The sequence below is a fragment of the Pseudomonas sp. Bout1 genome (assembly GCF_034314165.1).
Classification (GTDB): domain Bacteria; phylum Pseudomonadota; class Gammaproteobacteria; order Pseudomonadales; family Pseudomonadaceae; genus Aquipseudomonas.
On sequence record NZ_JAVIWK010000001.1, the window covers coordinates 187,759 to 206,856 of the forward strand.

Here is a 19,098-nt window from a genome sequence, read left to right on the forward strand (position 1 = left end):
CACCTCAAAGGAGTGCGCCACCTGATGGATTCACCCAGCGACGAAGCCCTGCTGTCCCGCTACCGCAGCGGCGACGGTGCAGCGTTCGAGGCCCTGTACGCGCGGCATCGACAGGGCCTGTACCGGTTTCTCGTGTCCTTGAGCAACAAGGCCGAACTGGCCGAGGAAGTGTTCCAGGACACCTGGCTCAGCCTGATCCGCAGCACCAGTGAGCCACAGGGCCGGGCGAGTTTTCGCACCTGGTTGTTCCAGATTGCCCGCAACCGCCTGATCGACCACTGGCGCAAGCACGGCATCCACAACCCGCTGCACGACAGCTACGATGAGCAGCTTCACGGCCAGCCCGACGACAGCGCCGGGCCTGAGCAACTACTTAGCCTGAGCCGCGACCAGGCGCGCCTGGACAGCGCGTTGCAAGACTTGCCCGAAGACCAGCGCGAAGTGTTCCTGCTGCGCCTGCACGGCGAGCTGGAAGTACCACAAATCGCCGCGCTCACCGGCGCCCCACTGGAAACGGTAAAAAGCCGCTTGCGTTACGCCCAGCAGAAACTGCGCCGACTGCTGGCCGAGGAGGTACCCGCATGACTGATCCCCGACCTACCCAGGACTCGAACGACGACGTACTGATCGAGCATTTCCGTCAACACACCAGCGGCGAGCCGCCGGCTTCCCTGGACGCCTTCATCCTGGCCACCGCCCACCGCGAAGCGCCCGTGCGGCAACCCGGCCTGTGGCAGCGCTGGTTGCAGGCCTGCCAACGGCCGCGCTGGCAGATGGCATTTGCCACCGTCGCGGGTGTGGCGCTGATGATTGGCTTGGTCACGCGCTCGCCGGTGCCCCAGCCAGAGTTATCCACAGGCACTTACGCGGCGGCTCCGCAGGAACTGGCCCACCCGGCCCCGGCAGCCGCGCCGATGGCTCGATTCTCCGTGGCGCCGCAGGCCGATAGCGCGCCGCAGGTGCAGGCAGAAGTCGCGGGCTCGCTGGCGGATGAGCCGGTGGCGAAGATGAGCAAGCGCGCGGCTGTTGTGCTGCCGCCGCTGGAGCAAGGGCTGCAGGAAATCCTGCGGTTGCGGCAGGCGGGAGAGACGAAGGTGGCGGATGAGAAGCTGCTGGAGTTGCATAAGCGCTTTCCCAAGGAGGACCTGCCGGCGCGGTTGGAGGCGTTGCAGAAACCCTGAATCGGCGCCCACAAAAAAGCCCCAGGTCTTTCGACCTGGGGCTTTTTCATCTGTATCTGGTGCCCCAAAATTAGCTGAAGAAGAGATGCGTCGTGCACTGTTCGGTGGTGCCGAGCAAATTGCGCAGTACAGCACATCTCCCGAGCATGAGCCTCTCCCAGATATCTTGGACACGCAGCCGACTAAGGCGACAGATAAAAAGAAATTCGCGAAAGCCTTCACGCCCAGGCTGAGAGTCACGCTGCGGGTGGGCAATGAGTTTGAAGGCAAGACGTATGAGATGGTCCATGAAGCAGATACGTTGAGTACTCTCCTAGTTGAGCAAGACGCTACTAAGGCGGCCAGGAAAAAATTTCGATTTGTCGAAGTTGTTTCTATCAATTTGATGTAATTTGACCAAAGTCGGAATTTCGTTACCGAATACCGTAGAAAAAGCACGCGCGCCCCAACCCTGCAGCCGTTACGATTGAAGCCTAAACGGATAAATGATGGCAAGATTAAGGATTAAAAATATGATTAAACTCCGGAAAAATCTAGCGCTATCTGTCTTCGTATTAATGGTCTCGGTAAATGTTTCAGCATTAAATATGGACATGAGAAGTGAGGATATTCAATCCTTGGATTTAAGTGTCGAAATTCCAAGTAAATTTACGCTGTTACCTGAAAAGCTAGCTGAAATTAAATACCCATCAAAAAAAAGACCTCAGGTTATTTACGCTAATGAAAACGGCACAGTGTCTTTTGGTATATCAAGGTTTAAAAAACCAGAGCTAGTTGGGATTGATGAAATCAAGGATGGAATGTTGAACTCCATGAGAAACTTGGCGCCTCAAGCATCACCGGTCACGGTTGAGGGTTACAAAGCATGGTTGATAACATTCACATCAAAGGGGCTTGATGCTGATATATTCAATATGCAGTTATATGTGCTATCAGATGATAGCCTAATAATTGCAACATTTAATATGGCCGAGAAGAATATTAAAGAATACCAATCTGTTGGTAAAAAAACACTTGCATCAATAAAGTTTGGTCAATAATACTTCCCTGAAAGACTTTTTGTATTAGGGGTTTGACCTATGAACGCTGCGCAGCGCAAGGCAACAGAAGCACTCCGGTTGGCAATGGTCCAGGCCGACAAAGCGGGCTTGGCGCTGGGCGTCTTCGGCGGTACCGTCTTGGCCTGCCCGAAAGGACCACCATGGGCGACTGTGCCGCCCTACCCGGTCTACACCAACGGCATGACCGATTATGGCCATACGACCTGTTCGTCGTATTGATACCCCGGAAACGACCAATGAATAAGTCATCCATCGCTCTTGTACTTGCCTGCACTTGCCATTTGCCGTTGTGTATCTGATAGACCGCCATAGGGAGGTAACGCGTCCAGTGCATCTTGTGGCCGTGGCGTGTAACGCCACCGAGTGCGAGACGTACAACCATCTTGACGGCTTGTACGTCGCCAGTGGACCGGATGGGTGCGACAGGGCGCGGGAGCGTAAGCAATCTGCGTGGATCATCGCCCAGCACGAACAAGGGCTTGATGGATTCCTTGCATGCGTACCGTCTGGCGTGTACTTCGAACCAAAACCTACCAAATGAACTGTGGTAGGAAAAGTCCGCCACATCCAAAGCGATGTTAGAAGCGGTGAGTAAGTTGAGATTCTGAATATTACAAGCCGAGACCCAGCCAAGACCATTTTCCGTCTGGCTTTTTGTAGCGCAGCTCCCATGATTTCTGCCCGTTAGGTTTCACCCGGAAGTACAGGCCATTCCCGTCCTGCTCCCGATACGTTGTTTGTTCAGGCTCCAGGCCTGCAAGCGTGGTGTCTGCTAAGGGGCGACGTTTGATTTCAGTGCGCTTTTCCTGTATGCCTCCAGTTATAGGAATCTCAAGGCATACACGTGGGCATACACGGCGGGAAGTTATAGGGGTAGACAGGGACGGATAGCTAGAAACAAGAAAGCCCGCACAGGGCGGGCTTCTTGGGGTGTTTCGTAGACTGTCTGAGACAGCCCGAGACTGCTATATGGTGCACCCGGCGGGATTCGAACCCACGACCCCTGCCTTCGGAGGGCAGTACTCTATCCAGCTGAGCTACGGATGCTTGTGCGGGCGACATCATACCCATGTCGACCTTGGGCGTCCATGCCGCTTTTCGGCCTCCTGCCAGTAGGAATACGTACCGCCGGCGCCCTGTGCCGGGCGTCTCGACTTAATGCGGTTGAACTCGGCCGAAATACGCTGATCAGAAAAATGGAGCAAATGCGCCGTTTTCGTTCTTTTTTTCGAACAGACTATTGCCCTGAACCCCCATTGATCCTAGGATTCGTTTGAGATTTCAAACGCTCCTGCCTGGGTGCTGAACCGCACATTTGCCCTTACGTGCGCCATTTACGTGCTTGCGCCCAGTGAATGATTTCCCTGACGGCAGCCTTAAAGGCGCCTTTCAACAACTCTAATTCGCTCCGCGCGTGCGCGGTGCTGTTAAGGAAAGCCGACATGCAGCTCAAAGACACCCAGTTGTTCCGCCAGCAAGCCTTCATTGATGGCGCTTGGGTCGATGCGGACAACGGTCAAACGATCAAGGTCAATAACCCCGCTACCGGCGAAATTCTCGGTACCGTGCCAAAAATGGGCGCCGCCGAAACCCGTCGCGCCATTGAAGCAGCTGACAAGGCCCTTCCGGCCTGGCGTGCACTCACCGCCAAGGACCGCGCCAACAAGCTGCGTCGCTGGTTCGAACTGATCATCGAGAACCAGGACGACCTGGCTCGCCTGATGACCCTGGAGCAAGGCAAGCCGCTGGCCGAAGCCAAGGGCGAAATCGTCTACGCCGCGTCGTTCATCGAGTGGTTCGCCGAAGAAGCCAAGCGCGTCTACGGTGATGTGATTCCCGGCCACCAGCCGGACAAGCGCCTGATCGTGATCAAGCAACCGATCGGCGTTACCGCCGCCATCACGCCGTGGAACTTCCCGGCCGCGATGATTACCCGTAAAGCCGGCCCGGCCCTGGCCGCCGGTTGCACCATGGTGCTCAAGCCTGCGTCGCAAACCCCGTTCTCCGCGTTCGCCCTGGCTGAACTGGCCCAGCGTGCCGGCATCCCGAAAGGCGTGTTCAGCGTGGTCTCCGGCAGCGCCGGCGATATCGGCAGCGAGCTGACCAGCAACCCGATCGTGCGTAAATTGTCTTTCACCGGCTCCACCGAAATCGGTCGCCAGCTGATGGCCGAATGCGCCAAGGACATCAAGAAAGTCTCCCTGGAACTGGGCGGCAACGCGCCGTTCATCGTGTTCGACGACGCCGACCTGGATAAGGCCGTCGAAGGCGCGATCATTTCCAAGTACCGCAACAACGGTCAGACCTGCGTCTGCGCCAACCGTCTGTACATTCAGGATTCGGTGTACGACGCGTTCGCCGAGAAACTGAAAGTGGCGGTGGCCAAGCTGAAGATCGGCAACGGTCTGGAAGAAGGCACCACCACCGGCCCGCTGATCGACGAGAAGGCCGTGGCCAAGGTTCAGGAGCATATCGCTGATGCCCTGAGCAAAGGCGCAACCCTGTTGGCGGGTGGCAAGGTGATGGAAGGCAACTTCTTCGAGCCGACCATCCTGGTCAACGTGCCGAAGAATGCTGCCGTGGCCAAGGAAGAAACCTTCGGCCCGCTGGCGCCGCTGTTCCGCTTCAAAGACGAAGCCGAAGTGATCGCGATGTCCAACGACACCGAGTTCGGCCTGGCTTCCTACTTCTATGCCCGCGACTTGGGTCGTGTGTTCCGTGTGGCCGAAGCCCTGGAATACGGCATGGTCGGCGTCAACACCGGGCTGATCTCCAACGAAGTGGCGCCGTTCGGCGGCATCAAGGCGTCGGGCCTGGGCCGTGAAGGTTCCAAGTACGGGATCGAGGACTACCTGGAAATCAAATACCTCTGCCTGGGCATCTAAGCCCGGCGCGAGGTTGCAGTAAACGCAAAGGGCACGAGAGCGCTGTCCCTTTGCGTGCTTCACACCGTTATTCGTAGTGGCCGGGAAAGCTGTGGCAGTCGATCATCGCATGCTGGCGTAGTTGCCTCCCCGCCACGTATTCCTTGGACCACGCCACCCGATGAGTGGCGAATGAGGACTTTATGAGCAAGACCAACGCATCCCTGATGAAACGCCGCGAAGCCGCTGTACCGCGCGGTGTTGGCCAGATTCACCCGATCTTCGCCGAATCGGCGAAGAACGCCACCGTGACCGACGTTGAAGGTCGCGAGTTCATCGACTTCGCCGGCGGTATCGCTGTGCTGAACACCGGTCACGTACACCCGAAAATTATCGCGGCCGTGACCGAGCAACTCAACAAGCTGACCCACACCTGCTTCCAGGTGCTGGCGTACGAGCCGTATGTTGAAGTGTGCGAAAAGATCAACGCCAAGGTGCCAGGTGATTTCACCAAGAAAACCCTGCTGGTCACCACCGGTTCCGAAGCGGTAGAAAACGCCGTGAAGATCGCCCGTGCTGCCACTGGCCGCGCCGGCGTAATCGCGTTCACCGGCGCCTACCACGGCCGCACCATGATGACCCTGGGCCTGACCGGTAAAGTCGTACCGTACTCGGCCGGCATGGGCCTGATGCCAGGCGGCGTGTTCCGTGCGCTGTTCCCGAACGAACTGCACGGTGTGAGCGATGATGACTCCATCGCCAGCATCGAACGCATCTTCAAAAACGATGCCGAGCCGCGTGATATCGCTGCCATCATCATCGAGCCGGTGCAGGGCGAAGGCGGTTTCTACGTTGCGCCTAAATCCTTCATGAAGCGCCTGCGCGAACTGTGCGACAAGCACGGCATCCTGCTGATCGCCGACGAAGTGCAAACCGGCGCCGGCCGCACCGGTACCTTCTTCGCCATGGAACAGATGGGCGTTGCTGCCGACCTGACAACCTTCGCCAAATCCATCGCGGGCGGCTTCCCGCTGGCCGGTGTGTGCGGCAAGGCTGAATACATGGATGCCATCGCGCCAGGTGGCCTGGGCGGCACCTACGCCGGTAGCCCGATCGCTTGCGCCGCGGCCCTGGCCGTGATGGAAGTGTTTGAAGAAGAACACCTGCTGGACCGCTGCAAAGCTGTCGGCGAGCGCCTGGTCACCGGCCTGAAAGCTATCCAGGCCAAGTACCCGGTGATTGGCGAAGTGCGCGCCCTGGGCGCGATGATCGCGGTCGAGCTGTTCGAAGATGGCGACAGCCACAAGCCGAACGCTGCAGCAGTGGCTTCTGTGGTGGCCAAGGCACGCGACAAAGGCTTGATCCTGCTGTCGTGCGGCACCTACGGCAACGTGTTGCGCGTGCTGGTCCCGCTGACCTCGCCGGACGAGCAGTTGGACAAAGGCCTGGCGATCATCGAAGAGTGCTTCTGCGAGTTGTGATCGAATGTTGACCTGATCGACAAAAAAACCCGCTTCGGCGGGTTTTTTTATGCCCGATGAACGGTATTCAGCGCTTGTTCATGTACGCAGGCGGCTCCTTTGTCTAAGGTGCTGGTATTGCCGATGGAGCGTGCTGGATGACTGCTGTTGATTTACCGGCTGTACCCCGTGTGTTGATTGCCGAGGCCGACCCTTGGTCGCGGGATTTGCTCAAGCAGGTGCTGTTGAATGTGCGCTGCGACGCACGGCTGGATGTGTGCGCCGATGGCCAGCGTGCCGCCGAGCTGCTGCGCGAGAAACCCTATGACCTGATCATCGCCGACTGGGAGCTTCCCGGCGTCGATGGCCTGAGCCTGTTGCGCAGTGTGCGCCAGCAACGGCGTTCGCCACTGTTGCCGTTTATCCTGCTGAGTACCCGCAACGACAGCGCCAGCGTGCGCGAAGCCTTGCCCCTGGCGCCCACGGCGTACCTGACCAAGCCCCTGAACATGGAAAGCCTGACCCAGCGCCTGCAAGACTTGCTGCTGAACGAAGGTGAGACGGTGTATTGCGAAGTCCCGGCCCTGGCGCCGGGCATGACCTTGGCGGTGTTTCTGGAGCGTCGCCGCGAAGCGTCCGACGGCGCGCCGCTGCGAGTCGACGTAAAGGCTGCGGTGCAGCACAGCCTGGAGCCGGAAGGCCTGGACCTCAAGCGCCTGGAAGAACAGGTGCGCATCGACCCGCAAATCACCGCCGTGCTGATCGCCGCCGCCAACAGTGCCGGCCATCACGGCTCGCCGGTGCAAACCCTGCCCATGGCCCTGCACAAGCTGGCGGCCGGGCAGAGCATGAACCTGATCCTGGGGCTTGCCCTCAAGCACAACGTGGTACTGAGCGACCCGAGCCTCAAGGATTACGCCGAGCGTTACTGGCAGCTGTCGCAGCACACCGCCGACTACGCCCGCAGCCTGGCGCGGATGCTCGACCTGGATCACGAGCGCTGCTACAGCGCCGGCATCCTCCATCGCCTCGGTGACCTGGCCTTGCTGCGGTGCCTGCAAGACTGGCTGCAGGGCGGCGGCGAACTGGATGACGAACTGATTGGCGAGTCCCTCTACACCTTCGGTGCGGCCTATGGCTCGGCGTTGCGCACCCGCTGGCGCTTGCCGCTGGAGCTACGCCAGTTGATCGCGGCGATTTATTCGCTGGAGGGCGGGGTGTATTCCCGGGAGGCGCTGGTGGTGAACCTGGCGGCGCAACTGGCGCGGCTGACCGAGCATGAAGGCGTGGAGGTGTTGGCGAAAGGCAAGACGGCACGCTTGCTCAAGGTGGGTTTGCCGGAACTGACCCGTATGCGCAAAACCTAGCAGGCGATGCGGGCCAGTGTGGGAGCTGGCTTGCCTGCGATAGCGTCATCTCGGTACAACTGACACACCGAGGTGCCTGCATCGCGGGCAAGCCCGGCTCCCACAGGGAGTCGTGTAGCGTCAGCCTGCGAGCACGCGGTTTTTGCCCTGGCGCTTGGCCTCGTACATGGCCGCATCGGCGCGGGCGAACAGGCTGTCGACGTGGGCGTCCTCGGCGGTCAGGCTGGCCAAACCCTGGCTGACGGTGACCGCGTAGCTCTCACCTTCATGGCTGAAGCGCAGTTGCGCAATCTCGTGCCCCAGGCGTTCGGCTACCTGCATTGCCATCCCCGGTGCGCAACCGGGCAGCACGGCGGCAAATTCTTCGCCGCCAATGCGCCCGAACAGGTCGCCACGGCGCAGAACCCCTCGACCGCATTCGGCGATACGCTGCAGCACCTGATCGCCCTCCAGGTGGCCGTAGGTGTCGTTGACGACCTTGAAGTCATCGATGTCCAGCAGCAGGAATGCCAACGGCGTGCCCTGCAGGCACGCGCGTTCGAACTCGTGGTGGGCGCATTCGAAGAAGTGACGGCGGTTGCTGCTGCGGGTCAGTACGTCGGTGGTGGCGAGGCGATGCAGCTCGAGCTCCAGCTGCTTCTTTTCGGTGATGTCCTCGGCCATGCCCACCACGATTACCGGCTGGCCGGGTTCGGCATGCTGGTTGATGTAGCACTTGTCGCTGAGCCAGCGGATCTGCCCGTCGGCGGTGATGATGCGGTATTCGCGGTCTTCCACGGCGCCGCTGTGCAGCACCTGTGCCAGGCTGTGCTCGGCGTAGTCGAGGTCTTCGGGGTGAATGCTGTTGCGCCATTCCCGGTGGTCGGCCAGCAGCATGCCCGCCGTACGTCCGAAAACCCGTTCATAGGCCGGGCTGACGTACAGCACGCGCCGCGTCTCCCATTCCATGGCCCAGAGCACGGCATTCACACTGACCAGCAATGAACTCAGCAGTTGCTCGCGTTCACTCAAGCGTTCCACTTCACCCTGGGCATGCATCAGCGCCAGCAACGTAGCGGCGGCTGCGGGTCGTGGCTGGTCGTGGACGGGGGTATCGGAGAAGGTCTTTTCGTGGACCATCGGCACAATTCTCTCTGGGCGTGCCGCAGGGTCGGGCAGCGGTCACAACAAGGGCCGCCGGGATGGCGAAGTGTTGTTTGAGAGGGGGAATTTGCAGCGAAGTTCCGTTATCGGCGTCGATTTGAGGCGACCAAGAAATGGCGCCAGAAACCTGTAGGCGCGAGCTTATCGGGGTGAGGGGCTTGCTGTGGGGCGGGAGGTTGCTGTGGCGAGGGAGGTTGCTGTGGGGAGGGAGGTTGCTGTGGCGAGGGAGCTTGCTCCCGCTGGAGTGCGCAGCGCTCCCAAGATTTTGGGGCCGCTACGCAGCCCAGCGGGAGCAAGCTCCCTCGCCACAGCAAGCTCCCTCCCCACAGCAGCTCCCCTGCCACAAAAAATCGGCGCGCTACAGCCGTGTCAGACTGCGGCGGGGCGCAGCGAATAGGTCTTCAACTGATGGGCAAAGTCCCGCAGGGACTGAATCCCGCTGGCCTCGGCCTCGTGTACCCATTCCTTGATCGCCGCCAGCATGTCATGCCCGTTGGTGCTGGTTTTCAGCCAGATCTGTTGCAGCGCCAGGCGCTTCTCGTAGATCACCTTCAGGGCCTGGCTGTGTTCCAGCAGGCTTTGGATGCGCACGTGATGGCGGTCATCCAGCAGGCTGGTTTCCCGCGACAGCAGGCGCTTGGCGCGATGGAATTGGTGGCGCACCGAGTGGTCGACCTTCTCCAGTTCCTGCTTGACCAGCGGGCCAATCACCAACTTGCGGTACTGGGCCATGATCTGGAAGCGGTTGTTGAGGATCGCCATGGCGGTGTCCATGTCCAGGTGGCCCTTGCCTTCGACCCGGTGGGCGATTGGCGCCACCCGTTGCACCTTGGCCAGGCGCAGGAAACTGAACACTTTGATCCAGGCCCAGCCCAGGTCGAATTCCCACTTCTTCACCGACAGCTTGGCGGAGTTGGGGTAGGTGTGATGGTTGTTATGCAGCTCTTCGCCACCCACGATGATGCCCCACGGGATCAGGTTGGTCGCCGCGTCGCGGCATTCGAAGTTGCGGTAGCCGATGGCATGGCCCAGGCCGTTGATCACGCCGGCGGCCCAGAACGGGATCCACATCATCTGGATCGCCCAGATGGTGATGCCGATGGTGCCGAACAGCAGCAGGTCGATCACGCCCATGATCGCCACACCCAGCAGCGGGAAGCGGGTATACAGGTTGCGCTCGATCCAGTCTTCCGGGCAGTTCTTGCCGTAGATGCGCAGGGTCTCGGGGTTTTCGGCTTCGGCGCGGTACAGCTCGGCGCCTTTGCGCAGCACGGTGGACAAGCCTTTGATCACCGGGCTGTGGGGATCGTCGACGGTTTCGCATTTGGCGTGGTGTTTGCGGTGGATAGCAGTCCACTCGCGGGTGTTCTGCGCCGTGGTGAGCCACAGCCAGAAGCGGAAGAAGTGTTTCAGGCCAGCATTGAGCTCCAGGGAGCGGTGGGCTGAATAGCGGTGCAGATAGACCGTGACCCCGACAATGGTCACGTGGGTCATCAACAGGGTGACTGCAACCAGTTGCCAGGCCGACAAGTCAAGAAAACCGTTGTACCACATAGGCTGTATGGCCCTCAGATATAGAAAAAACCAGCTTGCGCATTATCACTAAGCCTACAGATAAAACCAGCCGCCCTTTCAGATAGGAGTGACTGGATGTTTCTTATTCTATAATCCGTAGCCTTTGTAGGGCGAATTTGGTTTTTTAGTAAGGATTACTGAGCATATGCTGTTTTCATACCGAGGTGCCCTGCGTGTCGGGCTGATGTACCTGCTGGTTTCGATTGTGTGGATTCAGCTCAGTCATCAGGTATTGATCAACTTTATCGATGAACCCGTGGAGCTGGGCCGCTGGCTTCAGATGCGCGGTTACCTGTGGGTCAGCCTCAGTGCCCTGGCGATCTACCTGCTATGCGCGCATTTTGCCCGGGCGAACCTGATCCAGCAGCCGCTGAAGGAAAACCGCGAGCGTCTGCGCCAGGCGGCTGCCGTGTTCGATTGCACCCGCGAAGGGGTGTTGGTCACGGATGCCAAGGGGTTGATTGTTCATGTTAACCGGGCCTTTATCGAAATCACCGGTTACCAGCGCGAAGACGTCATGGGCCGCCAACCGAGCCTGTTCAAGTCCGGCCGCCATTCGGCGGGCTTTTATCAGCAGATGTTCCAGACCCTGGAGCGCGACGGCGAATGGAGCGGCGAAATCTGGAATCGCCGCAAAAGCGGCGAAATATACCCCCAGTGGCAGACCATCCGGGTGATCCGCGACGAGCAGGACCAGCTCAGTCACTACGTCGCGGTATTCTCCGACATCAGCGCCATCAAGCACTCCGAGCACGAGTTGGCGCACCTGGCCCACCACGACGCGCTGACGGACCTGCCTAACCGTCTGCTGTTCACCGACCGCGCCGAACAAGCCCTGGCTTCGGCGCAGATCCATAAACGGGGTTGCGCCTTGCTGCTGCTCGACCTTGACCACTTCAAGATCATCAATGACAGCCTCGGCCATAACGTCGGCGACCAGTTGCTCAAGGCCGTCGGTGAACGCCTGCAAGGCCTGTTCGGCCCCGGCGTGACCCTGGCGCGCCTGGGTGGCGACGAGTTCGCGGTGCTGGCGGAAAGTTGCCCACAGCTGGTCCAGGCCGCGGCGTTGGCGCAAAGAATCCTTGATGCGATGAAAGAGCCGTTCATCTTCGATGGTCATCAGCTGTTTATCAATGCCAGCATTGGCATCAGCCTGTTCCCCAGCGATGCCCAGAGCGCCGAACAACTGTTGCGCAACGCCGACTCTGCGCTGTTCAAGGCCAAGAGCGCCGGCCGCGAAGGCTACGCCTTGTACACCGAAGAACTGACTGCCCACGCCCAGCACCGGGTGGAAATAGCCGGCGAACTGCGCCGCGCGCTCGAGCAGCAGGAACTGCGGGTGTACTACCAGCCGGTGCACGACTTGCAAAACAGCCGCCTGATCGGTGTCGAAGCCCTGGTGCGCTGGCAGCACCCGGAGCGCGGGCTGGTGTCGCCGGCGGAATTCATCCCGATTGCCGAGCGTACCGGGCAGATTGCCGATATCGACGCCTGGGTCATGGACCAGGCCTGTCGCCAGATGTGCCAGTGGCTGGCCGACGGCGCGCCGCTTACGTTTCTTGCGGTGAATGTGTCCAGCCGATTGTTCGCCCGGCGCGAGCTGTACGAGCAAGTGGCCAAGGTGCTGCACGACACGGGGCTGGACCCGGCGTTTCTAGAGCTGGAAGTTACCGAAAGCGCGGTGATGGAAGACCCGGAAGTGGCCCTGGAGCAAATGCACCGCTTGCGCGAGCTTGGCCTGCGCCTGGCAATTGACGACTTTGGCACCGGCTATTCATCGCTGCTGCGGCTCAAGCGCTTGCCGGTGCAGAAGCTCAAGATCGACCAGGGGTTTGTCGCCGGGTTGCCGTGGGATGAGGATGACGCGGCAATCGTGCGCGTGGTGATTGCGTTGGCGCAAAGCATGGGCATGCAGGTGCATGCCGAGGGCATCGAGCAGGTTGAGCAGGCGCGGTTTCTGCTGGAGCAGCAGTGCGACCTGGGCCAAGGGTACTGGTTTGGTCGGCCGATGCCGGCCAGTGAGCTGGATTGGGCTAAGGCGCCTGCGATTCGTTAGACACAACGCGGTCAATGTGGGCCGGGCTTGCCCGCGATGAGGCCATCACAGGCGACATCCCTGTTGGCTGATACACCGCCATCGCGGGCAAGCCCGGCTCCCACAGGGTTTTGTGCAGCCATGCATGAGTATTTTGATCCTGAAAACCGCTGCAACCCCTCGCCCCGTCAGAAAATTCTTTCTGGTTATATAAACATTCTTAAATAGTATTTTTAAGAATATCCGCGCTTATCTACTATCGCCCTCACGCCGCAAGCAGTGCCGCCACTGCGAGGCACTTCTCATTTCAGGAGCACCACCATGAGCGCATCTCTACGTAGCGTTGACGGCCAGGACGAAGCAGCCATTTTGCGCGAGATCCAGAGCGCCCTGCGCGATCTGCGGTTTGGTGCGGTGGAAATCACTGTGCACAACGCCCAGGTAGTCCAGATCGAACGCAAAGAAAAATTCCGTTTGCAGAACCCGGGCAACAAACCGAGCTGAACAAGATCGGCGATTCGATTGCAAGACCCGCAACTATAAGAAAAAAGCCAACACCCAAGAATTTCAGGAGCCTTCTATGTCGTCGATTCGCCGTTATGCCCTGGCAGCACTGGCCAGTGCCGTGTTTGCCGGTTCCGCTGTTGCCAAGGATTACGAACTGCTCAACGTGTCTTACGACCCGACTCGCGAGCTGTACCAGGACTACAACGCTGAATTCACCAGCTTCTGGAAGCAGTCGCACCCGGGTGACACCGTCAAGATCCAACAGTCTCACGGTGGTTCGGGCAAGCAAGGCCGCGCAGTGATCGACGGCCTGCGTGCCGACGTCGTGACCCTGGCGCTGGCCGGCGACATCGACGAAATCGCAAAACTGGGCAAGACCCTGCCGGAAAACTGGCAAACCCGCCTGCCGGACGCCAGCACCCCGTACACCTCGACCATCGTGTTCCTGGTGCGCAAGGGCAACCCTAAAGGCATCAAGGATTGGGGCGACCTGATCAAGAAAGACGTTTCCGTGATCACCCCGAACCCGAAAACCTCCGGCGGTGCCCGCTGGAACTTCCTGGCTGCCTGGGCCTATGGCCTGAAAGCCGGTGGCAGCGAAGCCAAGGCCCAGGAATACGTAAAAGAGCTGTTCAAGCACGTGCCGATCCTCGACACCGGTGCGCGCGGTTCGACCATCACCTTCGTCAACAATGGCCAGGGTGACGTGTTGCTGGCCTGGGAAAACGAAGCCTTCCTGGCCCTGAAAGAAGACGGCGGCGCCGACAAGTTCGACATCGTCGTGCCTTCGCTGTCGATCCTCGCCGAGCCGCCAGTGGCCGTGGTCGACAAGAACGCCGAGAAAAAGGGCAATACCGAGATCGCCACCGAATACCTCAAGCACCTGTACAGCCCGGCTGGCCAGGAGATTGCGGCGAAGAACTTCTACCGCCCACGCGATGAAAAAGTCGCCGCCAAATACGCCCAGCAGTTCCCGAAACTGGACCTGGTGACTATCGACAAAGACTTCGGCGGCTGGAAAACTGCCCAACCGAAATTCTTCAATGACGGTGGCGTGTTCGACCAGATCTACTCGGCGCAGTAAGCCAAACTACCTGTAGGAGCGCGCCTTTCTGTGGGAGCTGGCTTGTGTGGGAGCTGGCTTGCCTGCGATAGCATCACTGCGGTGTGGCTGACACCCCGAGGTGATGCTATCGCGGGCAAGCCCGGCTCCCACAGAAAAGCCGGCTCCCACAGAAGCTCGTTCCTACAGTGGTATCTACCCGCTAACCAAGGACTCTTATGTCGCGTCGTATTTCCCCCGTCATACCCGGCTTCGGGCTGACGCTGGGCTACACCGTGGTGTACCTCAGCCTGATCGTACTCATCCCCCTCGCGGCGATGTTTGTACATGCCGCTCAACTCACCTGGGATCAGTTCTGGAACATCATCACCGCACCCCGTGTGCTGGCGGCGTTGAAACTGAGCTTCGGCACCGCGTTTTGCGCGGCGATCATCAACGGCATCATCGGAACCCTGCTGGCCTGGGTGCTGGTGCGCTACACCTTCCCTGGCCGCAAGATCATTGATGCAATGATCGACCTGCCATTCGCCCTGCCCACCGCCGTTGCCGGTATCGCGCTCACCGCGCTGTACACGCCCACCGGCCTGGTCGGCCAGTTTGCCGCCGACCTGGGCTTCAAGATCGCGTACACCCCCTTGGGTATCACCCTGGCGCTGACCTTCGTCACGCTGCCATTCGTGGTGCGTACCGTGCAGCCGGTATTGGCCGACATCCCCCGGGAAATCGAAGAAGCCGCCGCCTGCCTCGGCGCCAAGCCCCTGCAAGTGTTCCGCTACATCCTGGTGCCGGCGCTGCTGCCGGCCTGGTTGACCGGCTTTGCGTTGGCCTTCGCACGAGGTGTGGGTGAGTACGGCTCGGTGATTTTCATCGCCGGCAACATGCCGATGAAAACCGAGATCCTGCCGCTGTTGATCATGGTCAAGCTCGACCAATACGACTACACCGGCGCTACCGCCATCGGCGTCATGATGCTGGTGGTTTCCTTTGTCCTGCTGCTGCTGATCAACTTGTTGCAGCGGCGCATCGAAACCCCATAAGGAGGCGCGGAACATGTCCCAATCGTCTATTTCCGCCGCCTCGTCGGCGAACGCTGCCCGCCGTGGCAGTGCCGTATCCCGGCGCATCCTGATCAGCCTCGGCTGGTTGGTTTTTGCGCTGTTTTTGCTGCTGCCGCTGTTTATCGTGGTGTCCCAAGGCCTGAAGAATGGCCTGGGTGCGTTCTTCACCGCGATCCTTGAGCCGGACGCACTGTCGGCGCTGAAACTCACGGTGATCGCCGTGGTAATTTCGGTGCCGCTCAACGTGGTGTTCGGCGTCAGCGCCGCGTGGTGCGTGAGCAAGTACTCGTTCCGTGGCAAAAGTATCCTGGTGACCCTGATCGACCTGCCGTTCTCGGTATCGCCGGTGATCGCCGGCCTGGTCTATGTGTTGATGTTCGGCGCCCAGGGCTTCTTTGGCCCGTGGCTGCAAGACCATGACATCCAGATCGTGTTCGCCTTGCCGGGCATCGTGCTGGCGACGATCTTCGTCACCGTGCCGTTCGTGGCCCGTGAGCTGATCCCGCTGATGCAGGAACAAGGTACCCAGGAAGAAGAGGCCGCGCGCCTGCTGGGCGCCAACGGCTGGCAGATGTTCTGGCACGTCACCGTGCCCAACATCAAGTGGGGCCTGATCTACGGCGTGGTGCTGTGTACCGCGCGGGCCATGGGTGAGTTCGGCGCGGTGTCGGTGGTGTCCGGCCACATTCGCGGCGTGACCAACACCTTGCCGCTGCACGTCGAGATCCTCTACAACGAATACAACCACGTCGCCGCGTTTGCCGTTGCGAGCCTGTTGCTGATCCTGGCGCTCTTCATCCTGCTGCTCAAGCAGTGGAGCGAGAACCGTATCAACCGCCTGCGCAAAAGCGCCGGTGAGGAATAAGTCATGTCGATCGAAGTCCGTAATGTCAGCAAGAATTTCAACGCCTTCAAGGCCCTGAACAGCATCAATCTGGACATCCAGAGTGGCGAGCTGGTGGCGTTGCTGGGCCCGTCCGGCTGCGGCAAGACCACCTTGCTGCGCATCATTGCCGGTCTTGAAACCCCGGATGACGGCAGCATCGTGTTCCACGGTGAAGACGTCTCCGGCCACGATGTGCGTGATCGCAACGTCGGCTTTGTGTTCCAGCACTACGCGCTGTTCCGCCACATGACGGTGTTCGACAACGTCGCGTTCGGCCTGCGCATGAAGCCGAAAAACCAGCGCCCCACCGAAAGCCAGATCGCGGTAAAAGTCCACGAGCTGCTGAACATGGTGCAGCTTGATTGGTTGTCGGATCGCTACCCGGAACAACTCTCCGGCGGCCAGCGCCAGCGTATCGCCCTGGCTCGCGCCCTGGCGGTAGAACCTAAAGTGCTGCTGCTGGATGAGCCGTTCGGCGCCCTCGATGCCAAGGTCCGTAAAGAGCTGCGCCGCTGGCTGGCGCGCCTGCACGAAGACATCAACCTGACCTCGGTGTTCGTGACCCACGACCAGGAAGAAGCCATGGAAGTGGCGGACCGCATCGTGGTGATGAACAAGGGCGTGATCGAGCAGATTGGCTCACCGGGTGAAGTCTACGAAAACCCGGCCAGCGATTTCGTTTATCACTTCCTGGGTGACTCCAACCGCCTGCATTTGGGTGAAGACAAGCACGTGCTGTTCCGTCCGCATGAAGTGTCGCTGTCGCGCCATGAGCTGGAAGACCACCACGCGGCTGAAGTACGCGATATTCGCCCGCTGGGTGCGACCACTCGGGTGACGTTGAAAGTCGAAGGCCAGAGCGAGCTGATCGAGGCTGAAGTGGTGAAGGATCACGACAGCCTGACCGGTTTGGCGCGGGGCGAGACGTTGTTCTTCAAGCCCAAGGTCTGGCAGAAAGCCTAAGAACACTGCAAAACCCAATGTGGGAGCTGGCTTGTGTGGGAGCAGGCAAGCCAGCTCCCACAGAAAACCGGTTCCCACATTGAGTTTGTGTTGCTTGTCAGGCCGTGGCGTTCTTGTGCCGCACGGCCACCGGCCCCGAGCGCTCTTCAATCTGCTGCTTGAGGTCATGCCGCAGCCCCAGCAGAAACGCCAACTCCGCCACCACAAACAACGGCCCTACGATCAGCCCGGACACGTCATCGACAAACGCCGGTTTTTTGCCCTCGTAGTAATGCCCCACAAACTGGATCACCCAGCCCACCACGAACAGGCCGATGCCGCTGCCCAGCCACACCAGCGTACTTTGCGCTGCCAACACATGCCCGGCCCACACCGACAGGCCCATCAGCACCGTCATCAGCACACCGAGTGCAAATTCCAGGCGCAGGTAGAACCACGCCGAGAGCAGCGCCACCACTACGGCCGGCGATAGCCACAACCCGGCTACTGTCCATTCGGGGCGTGACAGCAGCACGGCCACCGCCACCACAATCAGCGGAATGCCGATAAAGTGGCTGGCGATATTGCGTGGGTCACGGTGGTAGGCGGCGTATTGACTGAGGTGGTCGACGAGGCTTTTCATTGTTATTCCTCCTGTAGGATGTTTGATCATGCCCTGTAGGCCTGCGGCAGACTGTCAGTTGGCCGACAATCTCGGAGTTCTCATGGATGTAGAGAAATGGCACCCACGGCTGGCCACCGGTCACTGGTACAGCCACCTGCCTGCTGACTTACAGAATAGCTTGCTGGCCAGCGCCCGGCTGCGGCAGCTGACGGCGGGGCAGTACCTGTTCAAGCGCGGCGACCCACCGTGCGGGTTGTACGCGGTGCTGGAAGGCTCCCTGCGCATCAGTGCGGTGAACGAGCAGGGCAAGGAAGCGGTGTTGAGCCTGGCGGAGTTGCCGTACTGGTTCGGCGAGATTTCCCTGTTCGACGGGTTGCCCCGCACCCACGACGCCTGCGCTGTCGGGCCTTGCACGCTGTTGCAGGTGCCCCATGTGGCGTTGCTGCAGATCCTCGATGACGCGCCGCGTTACTGGCGCGACATGGCCTTGTTGATGAGCCAGAAGCTGCGCCTGACCTTTATCAATATCGAGCAATTGAGCCTGATGCCGGCGTCGGTGCGGGTGGCGCACCGCTTGTTGATGATCGCCGAAGGCTACGGCGACATCGAGCAGGCGCGGCAGGTGCTGCAACTGCCCCAGGAAGACCTCGCTGCGATGTTGAGCCTGTCGCGCCAGACCACCAACGCGTTGCTCAAGGACCTGCAAGGCCAGGGCATCGTGCGCCTGGGCTATGGCGAGATCGAAATCCTCGACCCACAGCGTTTGCGCGAGGCGGCGCATGCCTGAGGGTGTTAGCCTGCGCTCACGATTATTCGAGGTGTGTTATGCGCGTCCTGCTAGTGGAACACGAGTCAGAGGCGGCCGAGTCGATGGGCCGCAGTCTTGAGGAGGCCAGTTACACGGTGGAGGTGGCGGCCAATGGCATGGCGGCCCTGCGCTTTGTGGAAAGCACCGAATACGACCTGGTGATCCTGGATGTGATGCTGCCGGGGCTGAATGCCTGGAAGCTGCAACAGGCGATTCGGCTGAAAGGCGAGACGCCGATGCTGTTCCTGACCACGCCCGACGGGATTGAAGACCGGCTGCGTGGGTTGGAATTGCACGAGGATGATTATTTGCTCAAGCCGTTTGAGGCCCGGGCCTTGGTGGCACGGGTGAAGAAGGTGTTGCGGCGCGATCGGGGGCGCTGACTGATCTGGCGCTTGTAGTGCCTGGGCCATCGCCATCGCGGGCAAGCCCGGCTCCCACACTTGATCACAGTTGCCCAAGACCACTCGGTCAACTGTGGGAGCCGGGCTTGCCCGCGATGAGGCCCCCACTGCAACTCCAG

19 protein-coding genes, 1 tRNA gene and 1 pseudogene are annotated in these 19,098 nt (G+C 60.1%); 16 read left to right on the forward strand and 5 right to left on the reverse strand.

Going from position 1 to position 19,098, the window contains the following annotated elements; translation table 11 throughout:
- Positions 1-24 precede the first annotated feature (24 nt).
- The 5 genes from RGV33_RS00850 (at position 25) to RGV33_RS00870 (ending at position 2,461) form a co-directional block, all read left to right on the forward strand.
- Positions 25-585: an RNA polymerase sigma factor gene (locus RGV33_RS00850; RefSeq protein WP_003218160.1), complete on the forward strand. Its 561-nt coding sequence runs from the start codon at positions 25-27 to the stop codon at positions 583-585.
- Positions 582-1,181, forward strand: coding sequence for a hypothetical protein (locus RGV33_RS00855; RefSeq protein ID WP_322142722.1), 600 nt, complete (start codon positions 582-584; stop codon positions 1,179-1,181). Before RGV33_RS00850 ends, RGV33_RS00855 begins: the two co-directional genes overlap by 4 nt.
- 85 nt (positions 1,182-1,266) lie before the next feature.
- Positions 1,267-1,572, forward strand: a complete 306-nt coding sequence (locus RGV33_RS00860; protein WP_322142723.1) for a hypothetical protein — start codon at positions 1,267-1,269, stop codon at positions 1,570-1,572.
- 121 nt (positions 1,573-1,693) lie between these two features.
- Positions 1,694-2,221 carry a hypothetical protein gene (locus RGV33_RS00865; RefSeq protein ID WP_322142724.1) on the forward strand — a complete coding sequence of 176 codons (528 nt, stop codon included), beginning with the start codon at positions 1,694-1,696 and terminating at the stop codon, positions 2,219-2,221.
- Positions 2,222-2,260: 39 nt separating this feature from the next.
- Positions 2,261-2,461 (forward strand): hypothetical protein, encoded by a 201-nt coding sequence (locus RGV33_RS00870; RefSeq protein ID WP_322142725.1) that lies wholly within the window; start codon positions 2,261-2,263, stop codon positions 2,459-2,461.
- 398 nt (positions 2,462-2,859) lie between these two features.
- On the opposite strand, the pseudogene RGV33_RS00875 reads toward RGV33_RS00870, so the two are convergent.
- Together RGV33_RS00875 and RGV33_RS00880 are read right to left on the reverse strand one after the other, a co-directional pair.
- A pseudogene (locus tag RGV33_RS00875) lies at positions 2,860-3,054 on the reverse strand (Arm DNA-binding domain-containing protein); the annotation flags it as partial.
- Between the two features lie 158 nt (positions 3,055-3,212).
- A tRNA-Arg gene (locus RGV33_RS00880) sits at positions 3,213-3,289 on the reverse strand.
- A gap of 395 nt (positions 3,290-3,684) precedes the next feature.
- Here RGV33_RS00880 and gabD point away from each other — a divergent pair.
- The 3 genes from gabD to RGV33_RS00895 all read left to right on the forward strand — a co-directional run bounded on the left by gabD (position 3,685) and on the right by RGV33_RS00895 (position 7,933).
- The gene (gene gabD, locus RGV33_RS00885; RefSeq protein ID WP_155585418.1) at positions 3,685-5,127 is read left to right on the forward strand and encodes an NADP-dependent succinate-semialdehyde dehydrogenase; all 1,443 of its coding nucleotides are present in this window, start codon (positions 3,685-3,687) and stop codon (positions 5,125-5,127) included.
- A gap of 182 nt (positions 5,128-5,309) precedes the next feature.
- Positions 5,310-6,587, forward strand: coding sequence for a 4-aminobutyrate--2-oxoglutarate transaminase (gene gabT / locus RGV33_RS00890; protein ID WP_322142726.1), 1,278 nt, complete (start codon positions 5,310-5,312; stop codon positions 6,585-6,587).
- A gap of 137 nt (positions 6,588-6,724) precedes the next feature.
- Complete coding sequence (locus RGV33_RS00895; protein ID WP_322142727.1) at positions 6,725-7,933, forward strand: HDOD domain-containing protein; 1,209 nt, start codon at positions 6,725-6,727, stop codon at positions 7,931-7,933.
- 120 nt (positions 7,934-8,053) lie between these two features.
- On the opposite strand, the gene RGV33_RS00900 is transcribed toward RGV33_RS00895, so the two are convergent.
- Both RGV33_RS00900 and desA read right to left on the reverse strand, forming a co-directional pair.
- Complete coding sequence (locus RGV33_RS00900; protein WP_322142728.1) at positions 8,054-9,052, reverse strand: sensor domain-containing diguanylate cyclase; 999 nt, start codon at positions 9,050-9,052, stop codon at positions 8,054-8,056.
- Positions 9,053-9,445: 393 nt separating this feature from the next.
- Positions 9,446-10,630, reverse strand: a complete 1,185-nt coding sequence (gene desA, locus RGV33_RS00905; protein ID WP_322142729.1) for a delta-9 fatty acid desaturase DesA — start codon at positions 10,628-10,630, stop codon at positions 9,446-9,448.
- Between the two features lie 166 nt (positions 10,631-10,796).
- Between desA and dibA the strand changes: the two genes are divergently transcribed.
- From dibA to RGV33_RS00935, 6 genes are all read left to right on the forward strand, one after another.
- Positions 10,797-12,707 carry a phosphodiesterase DibA gene (gene dibA / locus RGV33_RS00910; RefSeq protein ID WP_322142730.1) on the forward strand — a complete coding sequence of 637 codons (1,911 nt, stop codon included), beginning with the start codon at positions 10,797-10,799 and terminating at the stop codon, positions 12,705-12,707.
- A gap of 300 nt (positions 12,708-13,007) precedes the next feature.
- Positions 13,008-13,190, forward strand: coding sequence for a sulfur starvation response protein OscA (gene oscA / locus RGV33_RS00915; protein ID WP_003170956.1), 183 nt, complete (start codon positions 13,008-13,010; stop codon positions 13,188-13,190).
- 76 nt (positions 13,191-13,266) lie between these two features.
- Positions 13,267-14,277 (forward strand): sulfate ABC transporter substrate-binding protein, encoded by a 1,011-nt coding sequence (locus tag RGV33_RS00920; RefSeq protein WP_322142731.1) that lies wholly within the window; start codon positions 13,267-13,269, stop codon positions 14,275-14,277.
- 197 nt (positions 14,278-14,474) lie between these two features.
- A complete protein-coding gene (gene cysT / locus RGV33_RS00925) occupies positions 14,475-15,293 on the forward strand; it encodes a sulfate ABC transporter permease subunit CysT (RefSeq protein WP_076015547.1) in 819 nt (272 codons plus the stop codon).
- A gap of 13 nt (positions 15,294-15,306) precedes the next feature.
- Positions 15,307-16,179: a sulfate ABC transporter permease subunit CysW gene (cysW, locus tag RGV33_RS00930; protein WP_322142732.1), complete on the forward strand. Its 873-nt coding sequence runs from the start codon at positions 15,307-15,309 to the stop codon at positions 16,177-16,179.
- A 3-nt stretch (positions 16,180-16,182) separates the two neighbouring features.
- The gene (locus RGV33_RS00935; RefSeq protein ID WP_177042302.1) at positions 16,183-17,163 is read left to right on the forward strand and encodes a sulfate/molybdate ABC transporter ATP-binding protein; all 981 of its coding nucleotides are present in this window, start codon (positions 16,183-16,185) and stop codon (positions 17,161-17,163) included.
- A 97-nt stretch (positions 17,164-17,260) separates the two neighbouring features.
- Here the strand turns inward: RGV33_RS00935 and RGV33_RS00940 are convergent, their stop codons facing one another.
- Positions 17,261-17,785, reverse strand: a complete 525-nt coding sequence (locus RGV33_RS00940; protein WP_322142733.1) for a DUF962 domain-containing protein — start codon at positions 17,783-17,785, stop codon at positions 17,261-17,263.
- 82 nt (positions 17,786-17,867) lie between these two features.
- On the opposite strand from RGV33_RS00940, the gene RGV33_RS00945 reads away from it, so the two are divergent.
- Complete coding sequence (locus RGV33_RS00945) at positions 17,868-18,554, forward strand: Crp/Fnr family transcriptional regulator (RefSeq protein WP_322142734.1); 687 nt, start codon at positions 17,868-17,870, stop codon at positions 18,552-18,554.
- Positions 18,555-18,592: 38 nt separating this feature from the next.
- Entirely contained in the window at positions 18,593-18,958 is a 366-nt protein-coding gene (locus RGV33_RS00950; protein WP_322142735.1) for a response regulator transcription factor, read from the forward strand.
- Positions 18,959-19,098 lie beyond the last annotated feature (140 nt).

Coding starts and splice junctions, on each gene's coding strand:
- RGV33_RS00850 (WP_003218160.1), top strand. CDS start 25: ATGGATTCACCCAGCGACGAAGCCCTGCTGTCCCGCTACCGCAGCGGC.
- RGV33_RS00855 (WP_322142722.1), top strand. CDS start 582: ATGACTGATCCCCGACCTACCCAGGACTCGAACGACGACGTACTGATC.
- RGV33_RS00860 (WP_322142723.1), top strand. CDS start 1,267: ATGCGTCGTGCACTGTTCGGTGGTGCCGAGCAAATTGCGCAGTACAGC.
- RGV33_RS00865 (WP_322142724.1), top strand. CDS start 1,694: ATGATTAAACTCCGGAAAAATCTAGCGCTATCTGTCTTCGTATTAATG.
- RGV33_RS00870 (WP_322142725.1), top strand. CDS start 2,261: ATGAACGCTGCGCAGCGCAAGGCAACAGAAGCACTCCGGTTGGCAATG.
- gabD (WP_155585418.1), top strand. CDS start 3,685: ATGCAGCTCAAAGACACCCAGTTGTTCCGCCAGCAAGCCTTCATTGAT.
- gabT (WP_322142726.1), top strand. CDS start 5,310: ATGAGCAAGACCAACGCATCCCTGATGAAACGCCGCGAAGCCGCTGTA.
- RGV33_RS00895 (WP_322142727.1), top strand. CDS start 6,725: ATGACTGCTGTTGATTTACCGGCTGTACCCCGTGTGTTGATTGCCGAG.
- RGV33_RS00900 (WP_322142728.1), bottom strand. CDS start 9,052: ATGGTCCACGAAAAGACCTTCTCCGATACCCCCGTCCACGACCAGCCA.
- desA (WP_322142729.1), bottom strand. CDS start 10,630: ATGTGGTACAACGGTTTTCTTGACTTGTCGGCCTGGCAACTGGTTGCA.
- dibA (WP_322142730.1), top strand. CDS start 10,797: ATGCTGTTTTCATACCGAGGTGCCCTGCGTGTCGGGCTGATGTACCTG.
- oscA (WP_003170956.1), top strand. CDS start 13,008: ATGAGCGCATCTCTACGTAGCGTTGACGGCCAGGACGAAGCAGCCATT.
- RGV33_RS00920 (WP_322142731.1), top strand. CDS start 13,267: ATGTCGTCGATTCGCCGTTATGCCCTGGCAGCACTGGCCAGTGCCGTG.
- cysT (WP_076015547.1), top strand. CDS start 14,475: ATGTCGCGTCGTATTTCCCCCGTCATACCCGGCTTCGGGCTGACGCTG.
- cysW (WP_322142732.1), top strand. CDS start 15,307: ATGTCCCAATCGTCTATTTCCGCCGCCTCGTCGGCGAACGCTGCCCGC.
- RGV33_RS00935 (WP_177042302.1), top strand. CDS start 16,183: ATGTCGATCGAAGTCCGTAATGTCAGCAAGAATTTCAACGCCTTCAAG.
- RGV33_RS00940 (WP_322142733.1), bottom strand. CDS start 17,785: ATGAAAAGCCTCGTCGACCACCTCAGTCAATACGCCGCCTACCACCGT.
- RGV33_RS00945 (WP_322142734.1), top strand. CDS start 17,868: ATGGATGTAGAGAAATGGCACCCACGGCTGGCCACCGGTCACTGGTAC.
- RGV33_RS00950 (WP_322142735.1), top strand. CDS start 18,593: ATGCGCGTCCTGCTAGTGGAACACGAGTCAGAGGCGGCCGAGTCGATG.